The sequence below is a fragment of the Nocardia sp. NPDC005745 genome (assembly GCF_040630775.1).
Classification (GTDB): domain Bacteria; phylum Actinomycetota; class Actinomycetes; order Mycobacteriales; family Mycobacteriaceae; genus Nocardia.
In genome coordinates this window covers 161200-178681 of the sequence record NZ_JBEXYF010000005.1, presented here as the reverse complement: position 1 = coordinate 178681, position 17482 = coordinate 161200, and the positions used below count along the sequence as shown (strand labels likewise).

Annotated in this window: 14 protein-coding genes; 11 read left to right on the top strand and 3 right to left on the bottom strand. The window is 69.0% G+C overall.

From position 1 onward, the window contains the following. Positions 1 to 237: 237 nt before the first annotated feature. Positions 238 to 1530, top strand: a complete 1293-nt coding sequence (locus ABZ420_RS07840; RefSeq protein ID WP_357118511.1) for an oxygenase MpaB family protein — start codon at positions 238 to 240, stop codon at positions 1528 to 1530. A 77-nt stretch (positions 1531 to 1607) separates the two neighbouring features. Beyond that, positions 1608 to 2672 carry a lipocalin-like domain-containing protein gene (locus tag ABZ420_RS07835; RefSeq protein WP_357118508.1) on the top strand — a complete coding sequence of 355 codons (1065 nt, stop codon included), beginning with the start codon at positions 1608 to 1610 and terminating at the stop codon, positions 2670 to 2672. A 32-nt stretch (positions 2673 to 2704) separates the two neighbouring features. Here ABZ420_RS07835 and ABZ420_RS07830 read toward each other — a convergent pair whose 3' ends face one another. Together ABZ420_RS07830 and ABZ420_RS07825 are read right to left on the bottom strand one after the other, a co-directional pair. After that, on the bottom strand, positions 2705 to 3949 hold the full coding sequence (locus tag ABZ420_RS07830) for a TIGR03618 family F420-dependent PPOX class oxidoreductase (RefSeq protein ID WP_357118505.1): 1245 nt from the start codon (positions 3947 to 3949) through the stop codon (positions 2705 to 2707). 119 nt (positions 3950 to 4068) lie between these two features. Next, the gene (locus ABZ420_RS07825) at positions 4069 to 4668 is read right to left on the bottom strand and encodes an SLATT domain-containing protein (protein WP_063049816.1); all 600 of its coding nucleotides are present in this window, start codon (positions 4666 to 4668) and stop codon (positions 4069 to 4071) included. A gap of 608 nt (positions 4669 to 5276) precedes the next feature. On the opposite strand from ABZ420_RS07825, the gene ABZ420_RS07820 reads away from it, so the two are divergent. Further along, positions 5277 to 5993 (top strand): hypothetical protein, encoded by a 717-nt coding sequence (locus ABZ420_RS07820; RefSeq protein WP_357118502.1) that lies wholly within the window; start codon positions 5277 to 5279, stop codon positions 5991 to 5993. 426 nt (positions 5994 to 6419) lie between these two features. Here the strand turns inward: ABZ420_RS07820 and ABZ420_RS07815 are convergent, their stop codons facing one another. Further along, the gene (locus ABZ420_RS07815) at positions 6420 to 7760 is read right to left on the bottom strand and encodes an aldehyde dehydrogenase family protein (RefSeq protein WP_357118499.1); all 1341 of its coding nucleotides are present in this window, start codon (positions 7758 to 7760) and stop codon (positions 6420 to 6422) included. A 215-nt stretch (positions 7761 to 7975) separates the two neighbouring features. Here ABZ420_RS07815 and ABZ420_RS07810 point away from each other — a divergent pair, with 215 nt between their 5' ends. The 8 genes from ABZ420_RS07810 to rfaE2 all read left to right on the top strand — a co-directional run bounded on the left by ABZ420_RS07810 (position 7976) and on the right by rfaE2 (position 17470). Further along, positions 7976 to 8953 (top strand): glycosyltransferase, encoded by a 978-nt coding sequence (locus ABZ420_RS07810; protein ID WP_357118496.1) that lies wholly within the window; start codon positions 7976 to 7978, stop codon positions 8951 to 8953. A 34-nt stretch (positions 8954 to 8987) separates the two neighbouring features. After that, positions 8988 to 10286 (top strand): glycosyltransferase, encoded by a 1299-nt coding sequence (locus ABZ420_RS07805; protein ID WP_357118492.1) that lies wholly within the window; start codon positions 8988 to 8990, stop codon positions 10284 to 10286. 8 nt (positions 10287 to 10294) lie between these two features. Continuing rightward, the gene (locus ABZ420_RS07800) at positions 10295 to 11269 is read left to right on the top strand and encodes an NAD-dependent epimerase/dehydratase family protein (protein WP_357118489.1); all 975 of its coding nucleotides are present in this window, start codon (positions 10295 to 10297) and stop codon (positions 11267 to 11269) included. Between the two features lie 103 nt (positions 11270 to 11372). After that, on the top strand, positions 11373 to 12995 hold the full coding sequence (locus ABZ420_RS07795; protein WP_357118486.1) for a carbamoyltransferase C-terminal domain-containing protein: 1623 nt from the start codon (positions 11373 to 11375) through the stop codon (positions 12993 to 12995). Continuing rightward, a complete protein-coding gene (locus tag ABZ420_RS07790; protein WP_357118483.1) occupies positions 12992 to 14491 on the top strand; it encodes an HAD-IIIA family hydrolase in 1500 nt (499 codons plus the stop codon). The genes ABZ420_RS07795 and ABZ420_RS07790 overlap by 4 nt, the downstream gene beginning before the upstream one ends. Next, complete coding sequence (locus tag ABZ420_RS07785) at positions 14488 to 15531, top strand: glycosyltransferase family 9 protein (protein WP_357118480.1); 1044 nt, start codon at positions 14488 to 14490, stop codon at positions 15529 to 15531. The genes ABZ420_RS07790 and ABZ420_RS07785 overlap by 4 nt, the downstream gene beginning before the upstream one ends. Beyond that, a complete protein-coding gene (locus ABZ420_RS07780; protein WP_357118477.1) occupies positions 15528 to 16091 on the top strand; it encodes an SIS domain-containing protein in 564 nt (187 codons plus the stop codon). The genes ABZ420_RS07785 and ABZ420_RS07780 overlap by 4 nt, the downstream gene beginning before the upstream one ends. After that, entirely contained in the window at positions 16088 to 17470 is a 1383-nt protein-coding gene (gene rfaE2 / locus ABZ420_RS07775; RefSeq protein ID WP_357118474.1) for a D-glycero-beta-D-manno-heptose 1-phosphate adenylyltransferase, read from the top strand. Before ABZ420_RS07780 ends, rfaE2 begins: the two co-directional genes overlap by 4 nt. Positions 17471 to 17482: the final 12 nt, after the last annotated feature.

The window sequence follows — 17482 nt, the reverse complement described above, 5'->3', positions numbered from 1 at the left end:
CCATGTCGGTGGAAATCACCACTCGATGGTAGGTGACCCCGTCACGGGGCCACTTCAGCGCGGTGACTGTCCACCGCACCCGTCTGGCGATGGTGCCGTATCTGCCGGTCACCGAGCTCCTTTCGCGATGATTCCGCGCGGACGCGATTCTCCATTCAAAAGGGTACCGATAACTATACCAAATGGTATGGTCACCGAGAAGGGTTCGACGATGAGACTGCGGAGGAGAAGTCACCCATGTCAGTGGAAGTCCCGCCCGTGGGCGCGAATGTCGTCGCGCAACAGCCGTCGGTGAGGTGCCCGACCGCGTTCCGGTACTGGGAAGCGCGCCGGTCCCCCCGGGTTCAGCGTCTCGAGCGTCTGTTCGTGAAAGTCACCGGGAAAGAGCTGTTTCCCACCGACGCGCAAGCAGTCGCGTTATGCGAGGACTTGTTCACCGGCGATCCGGTCGCGGAACGGTTCGTCGCGGAGGTGATGCACGGCGCGGCAGGCCCCCAGGCCGGACGACGGATGCTGGAAACCGCCCTCGCCGCGGGCATCGACGCCGTACCGGACGCGCCGGAGTCGATGCGCGCGCTGTTCGAGGAATTCGAGACGGTGCCCGAGTGGGTGGTGCCCGAGCTGGTCGAGCAAGGCGCGGCGATCTGGCGACGGTGGGGCACGATGCTGTTCAGCTTCGCCGGCGCGGAAACACTGGAGATGTACACCGAGGCCGCCGTCGCGACCCCGCTGTCGCTGGCAGGCGGCTACGCCGGGGACAGCGCGCTGCGCCGCTTCCTGGAGACCACCCGCTTCTGGATCGATGTCTCCGAGCCCCGCGCACTACTGACTCCGGGATCGGCAGGACGTGCCACGGCACTGAAGGTGCGCATCATGCATGTCTCGATCCGCGCGAAGGTCGCGGGTCATCCGGAGTGGGACATGGACAGGTGGGGCCTGCCGATCAGCCAGACCTACCAGATGCTGACCCTCCTGGGCGGCAGCGTCACACCCGGCCTCGGATTGTGGGCACTCGGCTATCAGACCACCCCCTCGGAAATCCGCGCACTGCTGCATTTCCAGAAATACCTGGGATACCTGCTGGGCGTGCGGCTGCGCTGGTACCCGGAAACGGTCCTCGACTCGCTGCGTGTTCTCGCCATGACCATCGCGTCCCGCTCCTACGACGCCGGTAAGCACGGCGCGGAGTTGATCGAGTCCTACCCGGTGGCGTTCGCGCCGCGCGACGGCCACCGCGGACTCACGCGACTGCGTGAGGCGTACAACTTCCGTATCAACTCCGTGTACTCCGCGATGTACATGACTCCGTGGACCCGGCGCCGGTACACCATGCCCCCGGCGTTTCCCTGGATCGGCATTCCCCTCCTGCGTTTCCCCCTCATCACGGCGATGGAGATTTTGCGCAGAACCGTCCCGCCCTTCGCGCGGGCGCACGAGAAGCTCATGCTCTGGCACCGCGAGAACTGGTACCGCGCCCAGATGCAGGGCCGCGAAGCGGCTTTCGACTCCGGCGGGGCACTACGCCGATGACCTTCGCGGCGGTCGCCCTGCGCGCCGACCCCGGACCCGATGCGCCACCGTCGTGTCCCCCGACACCGAAAGCAGTTATGAGCACCGCACAAATCGTCGAAGTGTGGAACGGGCCCGGCCGCCGGGACGGTGTACTGACTTCCGTCGAGCCCCACCACAACGCACTTCACCCGTCGCCGAGCAAACTGGCGTTCGAGCACTGGTACTTCGACGCCCACCTCGACACCGGGCACGTGGTGATCGGGTTCCTGACCAAACGGCGACCGGAGGATCTGCCCAACGCCAAACCATGGGTGGAGATGATGGTGTACGCCCCGGACGGCACCCGCCGCCAGGTGTCGCGGCGGTACCCGCGGGCGGCGGCGGTGTTCTCGGCCGACACCTGCGACGTGCGCATCGGCGCCAACCACGCCCACACCGAGTACCCGGCGGACGGGCTGCCGATTCATCACCTGCGTATGGCCGAGGACGGCTTGGTCTTCGACCTGCGATTCCACAACGAGACCCCCGGTTGGATGCCGGGCAAAGGCGAGACCCGCTTCGGGACGCGGGATTCGTTCGGGTGGGTCGTCGCGGCGCCGCGCGCCCGCGTGAGCGGCGCTATCGAGCTCGACGGCGTCCGCCACGAAGTCACCGGGCGTGGGTATCACGACCACAACTGGGGCGTCGGCGATATGAAGAAGATCATCGACCGCTGGCACTGGGGGCGGCTCTACGTCGAGGACTATTCGCTGCTCTACGCCTCGGTGCTGACCCAGCGGCGCCACGGCGGGCACGAGATCGGTCCGCTGATGCTCGCCCAGCACGGTGACATCGTGTTGTCCACCGGCGAGACGGTGCTCACCGAAGGTCCGGCGCGATTCCACCCGATCGCCGGTCGCACGTATCCGGAATGGATCGAACTGCGCGTGCCGGGGAGCGTGGATCTGCGCCTGGTCGTCGAGAAGGTCATCCACGCCCACGATTTGCTCGACGACATCCCCGTCGCTCGATCACGACTGATCAAACCGCTGGCGCATCGGCTGGTCGGCCATCCGGGCTACTTCCGGTTCGAGTCGTCGTTCGAATTGACCGTCCACACCGGGACCGGCATCGAGACGCGCACCGGCTCCACGTTGCACGAACTGGTCGCCCTGGCCTGACCCCGGAGGCCTCGAGGGTTCGCGCTTCCAGCTCAGAGCCTTCCGACGACCCGGTCGGGAGTCACCCGGACGGTGACGATCGGGATGTCGCCGTAGGCGGCCGCTGCTTCCGGGTTGTGCTCGGCGTAGGTCATCCCGGTGTACTTGAGCGCCAGCCGATCTCGCACTTCCGAACCGCCTTCGGCCAGGTTGGCGGTGCCGCGGATCGCGGCGTAGGTGTAGGGCTGTTCGGGCGGGGTGACCAGCACGCTGACGCGAGGGTCACGGCGCAGGTTGCGCTCCTTGCGGCTACCCGCTGCTACCGCGAAGAGTACGTCGTCGCCGTCGCGGAGTATCCACACCACCGACTGATGTGGGCTGCCGTCGGGCTGGACTGTGGAGACGATGCCGAATACCGGTGAGTCGAGGACCTGCCGCAATCTGGCCGGGGAAACGCCGAGCGCCGCCGGTTGCAGCCGACCGAGCAACTTCGTTGTCTCGTCGTACAGTCTCGCGGCCGCCGTGGTATCGAACGCGGGTCCGTGGACGTCCACAGGTTGTCCCTGGACAATCGCGGTCAGCGCCTCGGCCGGCGGATTGTCCAGCACTTCGAGGATCGGGCCGATCGCCACGTCGATCGGTTGCGCGGTGCGGCGCAGCGTTTCGATCCGGGCCGCCATCTCGGCGTCGTAGTCTCCGGACAGGGCGGTGTTCACCACCCCCGGATGCAGCAGTACATAGCGCACCCGGGCCGATACCGGCCGGCGCGCGAACTCGATGCCGAGCAGGTCGTTTAGTTGTCCGCCCTGGGCGAGAGCGTGCATGCCGTGGTAATCATGCTCGTGACCGAGGTCATCCCAGCGGATCTCACCGGTGCCGCTGCCCGGACCGGCCACATTCACGATGACCGGGTCGGCGGCGGTGTTCAACAGATCGCCGAGTTCGTAGCTGAGCACGAACCGGCTCAGGTAGAACAGCGCGAAGGTGTATTCGAAGCCTTCCGCGGTCACCAGCCGATCGGACCGGTAGTGCCGAGCGCACAGCACCAGGGCATCCACTGTGGTGAACCGGGCGCGGATAGCGTCGATCGCCGCGCGAGTCGCCGCGATCGAACTCAGGTCCGCCGGCACGAAGTGCGCGCGGTCGGCCGAACCGAGCGCCTCGGCGGCGGCGAGAAACTCCCTGCCTTTCACCGGGTCTCGCCCGATCACCACGACGACGTCCCCGGCGGCCGAGCGGTCGAGCGCGACAGCCCGGCCGATCCCGTCGGTCCCACCCGCGATCACTACATGCTTCATGGACTGAAATTTAACCGACGAGTTCATTTATGTCACCTGGTCGGTACATTTCAGCTGATCAGCTGGTTCAGCATGGGAGACCGCTGCTGCCGCTCGCCCACCGTCGGCGTCGCCGGGGTCTACCTCCGATCGAATCTGCCCATCCGCGCGGTGACCGAGGGTTGCGATTGGCCGGCCCAGCTATCCGTTTCGTGGGCGATCACCTCGTTGACCCGGTAGGAGAAATCCCTCAGGAGTCCCATCCGCCGGTCAATCTCCCCGTTGGAATTGGCGGCGGCCCGCGAGACAGATGCCCATTCCAGTTGGAAGTCGCACAGCATCGCGTTGATCGACTGGGCGCTGCGGAGATCGCGCATCCACGCGGTGGAAACGCCGAAGAAGCGGTCGAATCCGGCGCCTCCGGCCGCGCAAGCGAGCAGGACGTATCCCCAGCTCGGGTCGATGGCGTGCACTCCGGCGGTCGTGAGTAACGGCACCAATATTCCGAGTAGGCCCAGAACGAGCGTCGTCGCGGTGAGGGCCAGGCTGGTTCGCCGCTTCGTTAGGCTGTCCCTCGAGTACCAATCGCGCGCGTCTATGGCATACGCCTCGACACGTTGGAACAGCCGGGCAAGGGTCTCATCGGAACTCGACCAGTCGGCGGATCGGAGGTCCAGCGAAGGCGGCACTCCGAGGTCCTGCGAGCGATCCCCGCCGATGGGCGATCGGTGCTCTGTCACGGCCGTACTGTATCTCCCCTACCTCCTCGGAATCATCTTTCGGCTGTTCGTCAGGCCGATCGATCGGCGTTGCGGACTCCGGCGAGTCGCCGGCCTTCTCGACCGCAAGTGGGGCGCTGCGCCGCAACGGGTTTCAGTTCTTCCTCGACCTCCGGCGGTCCCAGTCCACTGCGGGGTCGGACGCGGAAGGCTGTCGACATTCCAAAAAAACTGCCCTGCCCCTGCTTTCGATCCTCAGCGCGTGTCTATGCGACCAAATACGCACGCGCGCCGTGCTTTTGACAGGGGGGGGTGAAAGGTGTCCCCCGTAGCGTCAGGCCGTCGCTGCCCGGCGCAGCCGGGGTGTCGCTTCGACCGTGGCGTCACCGCTCGGGCGCGGCATGTCGGCGCCGGACATCGGATCGCGCTGATCGCAATCATTCACCGAACGTACTGCGCCTCTTACTGTCCGGATACCCCGTCTGCCGAATCGTGCGTCCGGACGACCGCGGTCGGGGACCGCCGTATCCGCCTCGGTTCTCGATACCGATCCACCTTGATTTCGGAGCGAAGTGCAGCCAACCCCGTGGTCAGCGAGAGACGCTCGGATCGAACGAGTACCGAGCACTGTGCCGGGACGGCTCGCCGGTTTCCGCGCGGACCTGTCGTCTTTCCGCGGCCACTGGGGCTATCTGAGCGCCGGGGGCGGCAGCGTCGTCACGCTGATCCTGCTGTTCCAGCCGTGGCTCAGGGCCGCAGGCGCCGACGGCAAGGCCAGTGCCAATGCCTTCGGCCGGATCACCGCGACCACCTCGTACCTGAACACCTGGTCGTCCTCGCAACCGCCCATGGCGCGTATCAGTGGCACCCTGGCGATACTTTCCGCCGGCGCGATCGTCCTCACCATCTGCTTGGTGGCGGCGAATCTGCGGCTTCGCACCGACATCCTGTCGCACGCGGCGACGGTCTCCACGGTGACCACCGCCGCCCTCGTCCTGCTCACGGTGCTCTACATCAACAGCAAGGCCCCCGAGTTACGCGCCATGCTCGCCCGCACCACCGACCTGGGTGGGCAGATCGGAATGGTGACGAGCTGGGCCTTCGGCAATGGCAGCCTCATCGCGCCGGGAATCCGGCAGGTCTCCTACGACACCGCCGGGCTCACCCATTGGCCATTGCTCGCCGGCGTCACCTCGCTCGGCTCGGCCGTCACCGCCGTCACTCAGTGGGTGTACAACCGCCCGGTCAAGCGTTGTCCAGCACCACGATCGCCGGACACGGGCGCAGTGCGCGCAGCTCGGTCAAGGTGCGGGCCAATTCGGACGCGCGGTTACGCGGGGCGATGACGACGGTGGTCTTCGCCACGGGCACCGCGCTCACGCCGACCGTCCCGCGAGCAGCGTCGAGCAGGTCCCTGGTCAAGGCGTCGACCGCCGGGAACCCCCGTCGACGCGCGCGTTCGCTTGCCTGCTGCGCCGGACACCGGTGCCACCGCTGGTCGAACGCGCCTGCGGCGGCGGATCGCTCGGCGGAGACCAGCGCGGGCCGGTCCGATGCCCTCGCCTGCGTGGTGACCTTCCCTCCACCCGCGATGGGGTCGACTGCCGAGACCGGGACACCCGCTCACAGTCCCGGCGCCGAACCGTGCGAGCACGTGGTGACCAGCGCGTCGAGGCAAGTACCCGCATGTGTCCGCGCGTACCCGCTGCACCGCAGGTCAATCCGCCGCGCGAGCGGTCACTCCGCTCGGTGACCGCACCGTCGAACATCTTCTAGTGGGGCGCCGGGCGCAGGTGCACGACCTTCGTCCGAGTCATCTCGTCGAGCAATTCGGGTCCGTAACCGAAGCCCGACCCGCTGGCCCGCCGCGGGTGCGCCGCTCCGCCGGGCGCCCCACCGAACACAGCGTTGATCTTCACCGTGCCGACCGGCAATTCTCGCCAGGCGTACTGGGCATGGGCCATCGATGCAGTGAGTACGGTCGCCGCGAGCCCGTAGTCGTCGGCGGCGGCCTCCGCGATGCCCTGCTCGAACGTGTCCACCCGCCGCACCGGCGCGACCGGACCGAAGGTTTCCTCCCGCATGACGCGCATGTTCGAATCGCAGTGTGCCAGCACGGTTGCCGGATAGTGCGCCCCGGCGCCGTCGGGCACCACTCCGCCGGTCAGCAGATCGGCCCCGAGGTCCACCGCGTCGCGCACGTGGGCGTGGACCTGATCGCGATGACGCCGATCGACCAACGGCGCCGTCTTCCAGGACTCGGCTTCCGCTACCAGCGCCGCTAGAAAGGGCTCCGCGACATCCCGGTGCACGAAGATCCTTTCGACGGACACGCAGATCTGGCCGGAATTCGCGAACGCGCCGAGCGCCGCCTGCCCGGCGGCCCAGACGGGATCCACCCCGGCGTCGATGACGAGCGCGTCGTTGCCGCCGTTTTCCAGCAACGCCTTGGTGCCCGTAGCCGCCACACTCTTCGCGATCGACCGCCCCGTGGACGTGCTGCCGACGTGCGCGACGACGTCCACATCGGTGCGCGCGGCGAGCAGCGCGCCGATCCTCCCGTCGCCTTGGACCGTCTGCAGCACCCCCTCGGGAAGCGCACGGGCGAGCAATTCGCCGAGTAGACCGCCGGTATGCGGTGCGCGTTCGCTCGGCTTGTAGACGACCGTGTTCCCGGTGGCCAGCGCCGCGCCGAGCAAGCCGCAGGACACCGCGACCGGGTCGTTCCACGGTGTCAGCGCGACGACGACGCCGCACGGCTCCCACACCATGAGGTCGGTTGCCTCGAAGTCACCTTGCAGGGTCTTTCCCCGGTGCAGTGGCCCCAGCTCGGCATACTGCTCCAACGTCGCGGCGCCGGTCAGCACACCTTGTTCGCCTTCAGACCGCGGGCGGCCTGTTTCGACACGGTTGAGCTCGGCCAGCTCGTCGGCGCACTCGCGCAGCAAGGCGGCACCGGCACGCAGTGCGGCGGCCCGCTCCGCCGACGCGGTGCGCGCCCACGTCGGCTGAACCCGATTGGCCAGCTCGACCTGCCGATCGATCTCCGCGAGGCCGGTCATGGGCACATGGCCGACGGTGGCACCGGTGGCGGGATCGAGTATCTCGATCATTTCGGTTGCCCGATTCGCGGTGGGAAACGTGACAGCGTTCGGTGCGCTCATATCGCGAGCCATTGCCTGGGACCCACTGTTCAAACTCGTCGGCACCGCCCTCCGCGTCAGCGGCCACCGGGAAGCGACGGCACACGCACGTCGATAGCTGACAGATTGCTAACAGGTGCGGAAATCGGGTTTGGTCGCGGTGGTCATAGGCAAGAGCTACCGGCATGGCCGCAATCACCGAACGGCTGACCGTGCTGCTGTGGCACGTGCACGGCTCATGGACGACCTCGTTCGTCCGAGGGCCGCACCGATACCTGGTGCCGGTGGTGGACGGCGGTGGCCCCTGGGGGCGCGGACGGTGCGGCCGCGACTGGCCCTCCGCCGAGGAGGTGCCCGCGACGGCGTTGCGCGACACCGAGCCGGACGTGGTCGTTCTCCAGCGCCCGGAGGAAATCGACCTCACCGAGCGATGGCTCGGGCGTCGTCCCGGCGCCGACATTCCGGCGATCTACGTCGAGCACAACACACCACGTCCCAGCGCGGCCACCACCAGGCATCCGCTGGCGGATCGCACCGACATCCCGATCGTGCACGTCACGCATTTCAACAACCTGATGTGGGACAGCGGACGCGCGCCCACCCGGGTTGTGCCGCACGGCATCGTTGACCCCGGCCCGCTGTACACCGGCGAACTGCCGCACGGCGTGGCCCTGATCAACGAACCGATGCGGCGCGGAAGGATCACCGGAAGCGATCTGTTGCCCGACTTCGCGATGGCGGGACCGGTCGATGTGTACGGCATCGGAGCGGACGCCTTCACCACCGACCGGCCTACCGCCCACCCGATTCGCGGCATCGGTGACCTCCGGCAGTCGGTGTTGCATCCGGAAATGGCGCGCAGGAGGGTGTATCTGCACACCGCGCGGTGGACCTCCCTCGGATTGTCGCTCCTGGAGGCCATGCACCTGGCCATGCCGGTGGTCGCCCTCGCCGCCACCGAGGCCGTCGGCGCGGTGCCGCCGGAAGCCGGTGCCCTCTCTTCCGACGTCGCGGCGCTCACCGCGAAATTCCACGAATTCCTCCACGAACCCGATCTGGCGGTGCTCGCGGGCAAGTCGGGACGGCAGTTCGCGCTGGAACATTACGGCCTCGAGGTCTTCCTGCGCCGGTGGGATTCCCTCCTCGCCGAGGCCACCCGATGAAGGCAGCAGTGCCCCGGAGACAGAAGGCGGAATCATGAAGATCGCGATGGTGTCCGAGCACGCCAGCCCACTCGCCGCGCTGGGCGGGGTCGATGCCGGCGGACAGAACGTTCATGTGGCGGAACTGTCCGCGGCCCTGTGCAGACAGGGGCACGAGGTCACCGTCTACACGCGCCGGGAGGAGGCGCGGGCGCCACACACTGTGACCACCGAACAGGGCTATCGCGTGATCCGCGTCCCGGCCGGGCCCGCCCATCCCCTGCCGAAGGACGAATTGCTCCCGCACATGGGCGATTTCGGCGCATTTCTGCGAGCGCACTGGCGGCATCAGCGCCCAGACGTGGTGCACGCGCATTTCTGGATGTCCGGCCTGGCCGCCCTGCGAGCCGCTCGTCCCGCCACCCTGCCGGTGGTGCAGACCTTTCACGCGCTGGGGGTGGTGAAACGCCGCCATCAGGGGGCGGACGACACCAGCCCGGCCGACCGGGTGCGCCTCGAACGATTGATCGCCGCACAGACCGACCGCATCATCGCCACCTGCACCGACGAGATCTTCGAATTGGCCGGGATGGGTGTGCCACGGTCGCGGACCTCGGTGATTCCGTGCGGCGTAGATCCCCTCCAGTTCACGCCCGACGGACCGAGCGCACCGCGGTCGGCCGGGCACCGGATGGTCAGTGTGGGCAGATTGGTGCCGCGCAAAGGTTTCGACACCGCGATCACCGCGCTCACCAGCTTGCCCGACACGGAGTTGGTCTTGGTGGGCGGCCCGGACGACGGCGACGTGGCCGATGACCCCGAAGGCAGGCGGCTGCTCGCGCTGGCGGCGGAACTCGGTGTGCGCGACCGGCTCCATCTGCTGGGCCAGGTGCCACGGACTCGGATGGCCCCGCTACTGAGGTCGGCGGACGTGGTCGTGTGCACGCCATGGTACGAACCCTTCGGCATCACACCGCTGGAAGCGATGGCTTGCGGGGTTCCCGTGGTCGCGACCGCGGTCGGAGGTCTCATCGACACCGTCGTCGACGGGGTGACCGGCAGGCTGGTCCCGCCCCGGGCACCGGCGGAGCTGGCCGACGCGGTCCGCGAACTTCTCGCCACGCCTGCGCTCAGGCAGAACTACGGTCGCGCTGGGCGCGAACGCGTCGAAGCGCGCTACTCGTGGGATCGGATCGCCACCGAGACCCTGCACGCGTACCGGCGGGTGGCCGCCGCGACCGTACGGGCGCGGAACGAAAATGGGCCCACCGACGGCCGCGCCGGGGACAGCGACGGGCTTGCCACCGGGTCATCCTCGATAGATCACAGCGTTCCCGCGAACGGCAACGGGTAGGCGAGACCATGTCCGCACAATACGAACGCGCCTTGGTCACCGGCGGTTGCGGATTCGTCGGATCGCACCTGTGCGAACAGTTGCTGGACGCGGGCACCGCCGTGGTCGCGCTGGACAACTTCGCCACCTCCACGGTGGACGATGTCGCCCGGCTGCTTGACCGCCCCGAGTTCGACCTCATCCAGCACGACGTCACCGAGCGATGGCCCGCGCTGGGCTTTTTCGACGTCGTCTTCCACCTCGCGTCGGCCGCCTCGCCTCCGGACTACCTTCGGCTGCCGATCGAGACACTGCGCGCCGGATCACTCGGCACTGCCAACGCCCTCGACCTGACCGAGCGGAACGACGCGCGATTCGTCCTCGCGTCGACGAGCGAGGTCTACGGCGACCCGGCTGTGCACCCCCAGCCCGAGCAATACTGGGGACACGTCAATCCGGTCGGTCCGCGCAGCGTCTACGACGAGGCGAAACGGTATGCCGAAGCGTTGACCATGGCGCACCGCCGGGAACGGGGCCTGAATACCGGAATCGCCCGGATTTTCAATACCTATGGTCCCCGCATGCGTACCGACGACGGCCGGATGGTGCCCACATTCATCGCACAGGCGTTGTCGGACGCACCGCTCACCATCGCCGGAACCGGCGAGCAGACCCGCTCCCTGTGCTATGTCGACGACACGGTGCGCGGCCTGCTGGCGCTGGCGGCCACCGACCATCCGGGACCGGTCAACATCGGCAATCCGCACGAGATCTCCGTGCGCCGCCTCGCCGACGAGATCCGCTCGGTAACCGGCAGCCGGTCGGCGGTGACCTATGTCGACGGCGCGATCGATGATCCGAAGCGGCGCTGCCCGGACATCACGCTGGCCCGTCGGGCACTGGGCTGGGAGCCGTCGGTCGGCAGAGCGGAGGGACTGCGCCGCACGATCGACTGGTTCGCAGGGCGCGCGGGCGAGTCTGCTGAGAAGTTGCTACGACGATAGCCGTCAGGCATGAATCGGTTTAGTGGTGACTTCAGCGGGTAGCGCCACCCGTATGTCAGCGGGCAGACCGACAGGTCCCGCGTCTCCAACAGAAAGGCGGCCCGTGCGCATTCTCGGAATCAACGCGGTATTCCACGACCCTGCTGCCGCCCTGATCGTGGACGGAGAAATCGTCGCGGCGGCCGAGGAAGAGCGGTTCACCCGGCGCAAACACGGCAAGCGGCCGGTGCCGTTCTCGGCGTGGGAGGTGCCCGAGCAAGCGGCCGCGTGGTGCCTGGAGCGAGCGGGATTACGGGCCGATCAGCTCGACGCGGTGGGCTATTCCTACGACCCGAATCTGGTCGATCATTCGCTCGGCGGTCTCGATCAGAACAGCGAACCGACCCGGACGGACTACGCGTTCCGCGCGCCCGCATTCCTCGCCGCCGCCTTGCCCGGCCTGGATCCCTCGATCGTGCGCTTCGTGCGCCACCATCTGGCCCATGCCGCGTCCGCGGCTCTCGCGGCCCCTTTCGGCGACTCCGCGGTCCTGGTGGCCGACGGGCGCGGCGAAAGCCATTCCTATCTCGCCGGAGAATATCGGGACGGCAAATTCGTCGAATTGGCGGCACAGCGGTTGCCGCACTCACTCGGACTGATGTACGAGGACCTCACCGAGCATCTCGGATTCACCCGGTCGAGCGACGAATACAAGGTGATGGCTCTCGCCTCCTACGGCGCGCCCCGCTTCCTCGACCGATTCCGCGAATTGCTTTATTCCGTCCGGGACGGCGGTTTCCACACCGAAAAGGTGGACTGGGAGGAGTTCGCTCCCGCCGTGACCGGCGGTGTGCTCGGCCGGGACCATGCCGACCTCGCCGCGAGTGTCCAGCGGCGACTCGAGGACGTGTTGCTGGAACTCTGCTCCTGGCTGCATCGCCAGACCGGACAGCAGAACCTCACGCTGGCCGGTGGCATCGCGCTGAACTGCGTGGCCAACAGCCGGCTGCACGCCGAAGGCCCCTATCAACGGATCTGGGTGCAGCCGGCCGCCGGTGACGCGGGCACCGCGCTGGGCGCCGCACTGCAATTGACGGCCGAGTTCGGTGAGCGAGCCACCCCGATGCGGGGGGCCGCCCTCGGCCGCGAGTGGACCGACCAGGAACTGGAGGTCATTCTCCGTACGGCGAAGGTCAAATACACCAGGTCCGAGGACATCGCGGCCGAAGTGGCGCAAGCGCTCGCGGACGACCACGTGGTGGCCTGGTTCCAGGGCCGCGCCGAATTCGGCCCGCGCGCCCTCGGGCACCGCTCGCTGCTGGCGCATCCCGGCCGGTCGGCGAATCTCGAACGCCTCAACGAGGTGAAGGGGCGCGAACAGTTCCGGCCGCTGGCACCGATGGTGCTCACCGACCGAGCGTCCGAGATCTTCGGACGCGGGCCGTTGCCGAGCCCCTACATGCTTTTCGTCCACGACGTGGATCAGGCGTGGCGGGAGCGGATCCCGGCCGTGACGCATGTGGACGGCACCGCCCGGGTGCAAACCGTCGATCCCGCGGACAACCCGCTCCTGGCGCGGATGTTATCGGAGTTCGACAAGCGCACGGGGTTGCCCGTGGTGATCAACACGAGCTTGAACACCGCGGGCAGGCCGATGGTCGACTCGCCACGCGACGCTCTCGAGTGCTTCGGTTCCGCCCCGATCGACCTGCTCGCTCTCGGCTCGTTCGTGGTCCGCCGCTCATGAACGGCCACACCGTGGACTACAGCATCGTGATCCCGACTACCGGCCGGGAAAGCCTTCGGCTGCTGCTCGAGTCGCTCGCCGCCGCGTCGGGTCCGAAGCCACGGGAGATCATCGTGGTGGACGATCGGCCACGGGGCGGGGAGTTGACGCTGCCCGAGACAGCGCCCCCGGCGCGGGTCATCCGGTCGGGTGGCCGCGGACCCGCCGCGGCGCGGAACGCGGGGTGGCGGCACGCCGCGGGCACGTGGATCGCCTTTCTCGACGACGACGTGCTCACCGCGCCGGATTGGCCCGCCCGCCTGGCCGACGACCTGCGCGATCTGGACCAGCACACCGCGGCGTCCACGGCCCGCATCGAGGTTCCGCTGCCGAAGCACCGGCGACCGACCGACGCGGAACGCGCGACGGCACGGCTAGCCACGGCGCGGTGGATCACCGCGGACATGGCCTACCGCAGGTCCGCGCTGGTCGCGGTCGGCGGCTTCGACGAGCGGTTCCCGAGGGCCTTTCGCGAGGACGCCGACCTCGCGCTTCGGGTCTGCCTGGCGGGGTACGCCATCGCGTCCGGGAACCGGCTCACGCGCCACCCGGTCCGCGAATCGGGGCCCATGGCGAGTGTGCGAGCGCAACGCGGGAACGCCGACAACGCCCTGCTGCGACGGAAGTACGGCGCTCGATGGCGCCGGCGCATCGGCGAAGACCAGGGACTGCTGCCCCGCCACACGCTCACCACGGCAGCGGGCGCGGCGGCCATGGCGCTCGGCATCGCGGGCCTGCACCGGTCCGCGATCCTGCTCGCGGCGGCATGGACGGCGCTGACCGGTGCGTTCGCCGCGCGCCGGATCGCGCCGGGGCCCCGCACACCGGCGGAGATCGGCCGGATGACGGTGACCAGCGCGCTCATACCACCGGCCGCGTGCTGGCACCGACTGCGCGGTGAGCTGCGCCACCGGAACGCGACCCACACCTCGCCCTTGGCGTTGTTGTTCGACCGGGACGACACCCTCATCATCGATATCCCCTACCTCGCCGATCCCGGCCGAGTGCGACCGGTGCCGGGGGCGCTCGACGCACTGCGGAAGCTGCGCGCGGCCGGCGTCCAGCTCGGCGTCGTGAGCAACCAGTCCGGGGTCGCGCGAGGGCTGATCAGTCGCGAACAGCTCGCCGCGGTCAACTCCCGGGTCGAGGAGTTGCTCGGACCGTTCGCCACCTGGCAGGTGTGCGTGCACGGCGAGGACGACGGCTGCGCGTGCCGCAAACCCGAGCCCGGCTTGATTCGGCAGGCCGCCGCGGACCTCGGCGTCGATGTCGGCAGGTGCGTGGTCATCGGTGACACCGGCGCGGACGTCACCGCCGCGATGAGCGCGGGCGCACGCGCGATCCTGGTGCCGACCGCGAGAACTCGCCCCGAAGAGGTGCATCGCGCGCGTCGCGACGCGACCGTGGCGCAAGACCTGGCCGAAGCCGTACGGCTGGCGATGGCGGGCGTGCCGTGACAGGCCGGGCGCTGGTGGCACGCATGGACAACTTCGGCGATGTGCTGCTGGCCGGTCCGTGCGTGCGCGCGGTGGCGGCGCACGTCGATTCGGTCACACTGCTGACCGGGCCTCGCGGCCGCGCCGCCGGTGACCTCTTGCCCGGTGTGGACCAGGTCTCGAACTGGTGCGCGCCCTGGATCGATCCGGAGCCGCCCCCGGTCACCTCGGCGGACTCCACCGCGTTCATCGAGCGGATACGCGCTCTCGAGGTGGATCTCGCGCTGATTCTCACCTCTTTCCACCAGTCCCCACTGCCGCTGGCGCTCCTGCTCAGGATGGCCGGAGTCCCCTGGATCGGCGCCATCTCCGAGGACTACCCCGGTTCGCTGCTGGACCTGCGTCATCGCGTCCACGGCGATCCGCCCGAAGCGGAACGCGCGCTGTCGCTCGCGCAGGCGGCGGGTTTCCGGCTGCCGCCCGGCGACGACGGGAAACTCGCCGTTCGGCAACCGTTGCCGAAGGTCGGTGGTCTCACCGGCGAACCGGGGTACGTGGTGGTCCATCCGGCCGCGTCGGTCCCGGCGCGGCAACCGTCGTCCTCCCGTTCCGCGGCCATTGTGGCAGCGCTGACCGCCGCCGGACACCGGGTGATCGTGACCGGCGACCGATCCGACCGGCCGCTCACCCACGCGGTCGCCGGTAGGCACGCCATCGACCTCGGCGGAGCCACCACGCTGCCCGAGCTCGCCGCCGTGCTCCGCGACGCGAGCGTGGTGGTGGCGCCCAATACCGGGCCCGCGCACCTCGCCGCGGCCGTCGGCACGCCCGTGGTCTCGCTCTTCGCACCGGTCGTGCCCGCCGAGCGGTGGGCTCCCTACGGCGTGCCGGTGGCCATGCTCGGTGACCAACGCGCCCCCTGCCGCGGCAGCAGGGCGCGCGAGTGCCCGGTGCCAGGGCACCCGTGCCTCGATTCGATCACCCCGGAGCAGGTCGTCACGGTGGCGGAAGAACTCGGTGCGGGCAGGCATGAGCGTCTGCGGACAGGAGGTGCGCGGTGATCGAGGAGCATTTCGCGGCTTTGGCCACGGCACTGGAGCGCACCAGTCGCTTCGCACCGAATATCCGCAGGTGGGGACGGGAACTGGCGATCGTGCTCGACAACGGTGGCAGGTTGCTCGCGTGCGGCAACGGTGGCAGCGCCGCCGAAGCCCAGCACCTGACCGGGGAACTGGTCGGCCGCTTCCGCAACGAGCGGCGCCCGTTCTCGGCGATCGCCCTGCACGCCGACACCTCGGCGGGCACCGCGATCGTGAACGACTACGGCGGAATCGAACTGTTCGCGCGGCAGGTTCGCGCGCACGGCAGGCCCGACGATGTGCTCATCCTGCTGTCCACGAGCGGCACCAGTCCCAACGTGGTGGCCGCGGCGAAGGCGGCGCACGACATCGGCGTCACCACGTGGGCCATGACCGGCCCCGTGCCCAATCCGCTTGCGGCACTGTGCGATGACGCCGTGGCCGTGGAGGCGGCCACCACTGCCACCGTGCAGGAAGTGCATCTGGTCTTGGTGCATGCCCTGTGCTCGGCACTCGACGACGCGCTGGGGGTATCGACGTGAAGCCGTTGGTCGTGGTCGGCGACAGTATTCTCGACGTCGACATCGAGGGCGTCGCCAACCGGTTGTCGCCCGAAGCGCCGGTGCCCGTGGTGGACGTCGAACGCCGGTGGGTACGTCCCGGCGGCGCCGGTCTGGCCGCGGCGCTCGCCGCGCAGTCGGTCGCCGACGTTTCGCTCATCACCGCGACGACCGACGACCGGGACGGCCACACCCTCGCGCGGCTGCTGGGCCGGGACGTTCGAGTCGTCAGGATGCCGCTGCGAGGTGAGACGGTACGCAAGACCCGCATCCGCGCCGCCGGTCAGTCGCTGCTTCGGCTGGACACCGGTGACGGGACGGCGGATGGCGGCCAGCTCACCGCTTCGGTCACCAGGACCCTGCGGGCGGCCGGCGCGATCCTCGTCGCGGACTACGGCCGGGGCGTCGCCGCGCACCCGCAGATCCGGCACGTGCTGACCGAACTGACTCGGTCGGTACCGGTGGTGTGGGATCCGCACCCCCGCGGCCCCGCCCCGACGCCGGGTGCCTCGCTGGTTACGCCGAATCTGAAGGAGGCGCGCCAGTTCGCACCGGGATATGTCGAAGCCGACGAATTGGCGAAAGTACTCCGTGACGAGTGGGCCGCGGATTCGGTCGCGGTCACCACCGGTTCGGCCGGGGCGGTGCTGGCCAATGGGAAGCGTCTCACCGTGGTGCCGGTGCCCGCCGAGATACGGATCGCCGGGCACGCCGGTACCGACACTTGCGGCGCGGGCGACCGATTCGCCTCCGCCGCGACCGCCGCACTGTGCCACGGGTCCACGGTGGCCGAGGCGGTGTCACACGCCGTGGACGCGGCGGCCAGGTTCGTCGCGGCGGGCGGCGCGGCCACGTTGTCCATCTGCGACAGCACCGCTGCCGCGGAGTCCGACACCACGGAAACGGGCAGGTCGGCGTTCGAGGTGGCGGCGCGAGTGCGGGCGGCGGGCGGCAGGCTCGTTGCCACCGGCGGCTGTTTCGACCTGCTGCACCCCGGCCATGTGAGCCTGCTGCGCAGGGCTCGGGCCATGGGCGACGCGCTGGTGGTCTGCCTCAACTCCGATGCGTCGGTGCGGCGTCTGAAAGGTCCGCACCGCCCGATCGTGCCCGCGCGCGATCGAGCCCGGCTGCTCATCGCCCTGTCCTCGGTGGACGCCGTCGTCGTGTTCGACGAATCCGCACCGAGCGCACTGCTGGACCGCCTTCGCCCGGATGTGTGGGTCAAGGGCGGCGACTACACCGGCGTCGACCTCCCCGAAGCCGCGGTGGTCCGCGGTTACGGCGGCGAGATCGCGCTGATCCCGACTGTTCGCGGTTACTCGACAACACAACTGGTCGCCGCGACCCAGGCTCGCGGCTGACACGACGTAAGG

Bases quoted from the DNA above. Each gene is read 5' to 3' on its own strand.
- ABZ420_RS07840 (WP_357118511.1), top strand. From the start codon at position 238: ATGTCAGTGGAAGTCCCGCCCGTGGGCGCGAATGTCGTCGCGCAACAG.
- ABZ420_RS07835 (WP_357118508.1), top strand. From the start codon at position 1,608: ATGAGCACCGCACAAATCGTCGAAGTGTGGAACGGGCCCGGCCGCCGG.
- ABZ420_RS07830 (WP_357118505.1), bottom strand. From the start codon at position 3,949: ATGAAGCATGTAGTGATCGCGGGTGGGACCGACGGGATCGGCCGGGCT.
- ABZ420_RS07815 (WP_357118499.1), bottom strand. From the start codon at position 7,760: ATGATCGAGATACTCGATCCCGCCACCGGTGCCACCGTCGGCCATGTG.
- ABZ420_RS07810 (WP_357118496.1), top strand. From the start codon at position 7,976: ATGGCCGCAATCACCGAACGGCTGACCGTGCTGCTGTGGCACGTGCAC.
- ABZ420_RS07805 (WP_357118492.1), top strand. From the start codon at position 8,988: ATGAAGATCGCGATGGTGTCCGAGCACGCCAGCCCACTCGCCGCGCTG.
- ABZ420_RS07800 (WP_357118489.1), top strand. From the start codon at position 10,295: ATGTCCGCACAATACGAACGCGCCTTGGTCACCGGCGGTTGCGGATTC.
- ABZ420_RS07790 (WP_357118483.1), top strand. From the start codon at position 12,992: ATGAACGGCCACACCGTGGACTACAGCATCGTGATCCCGACTACCGGC.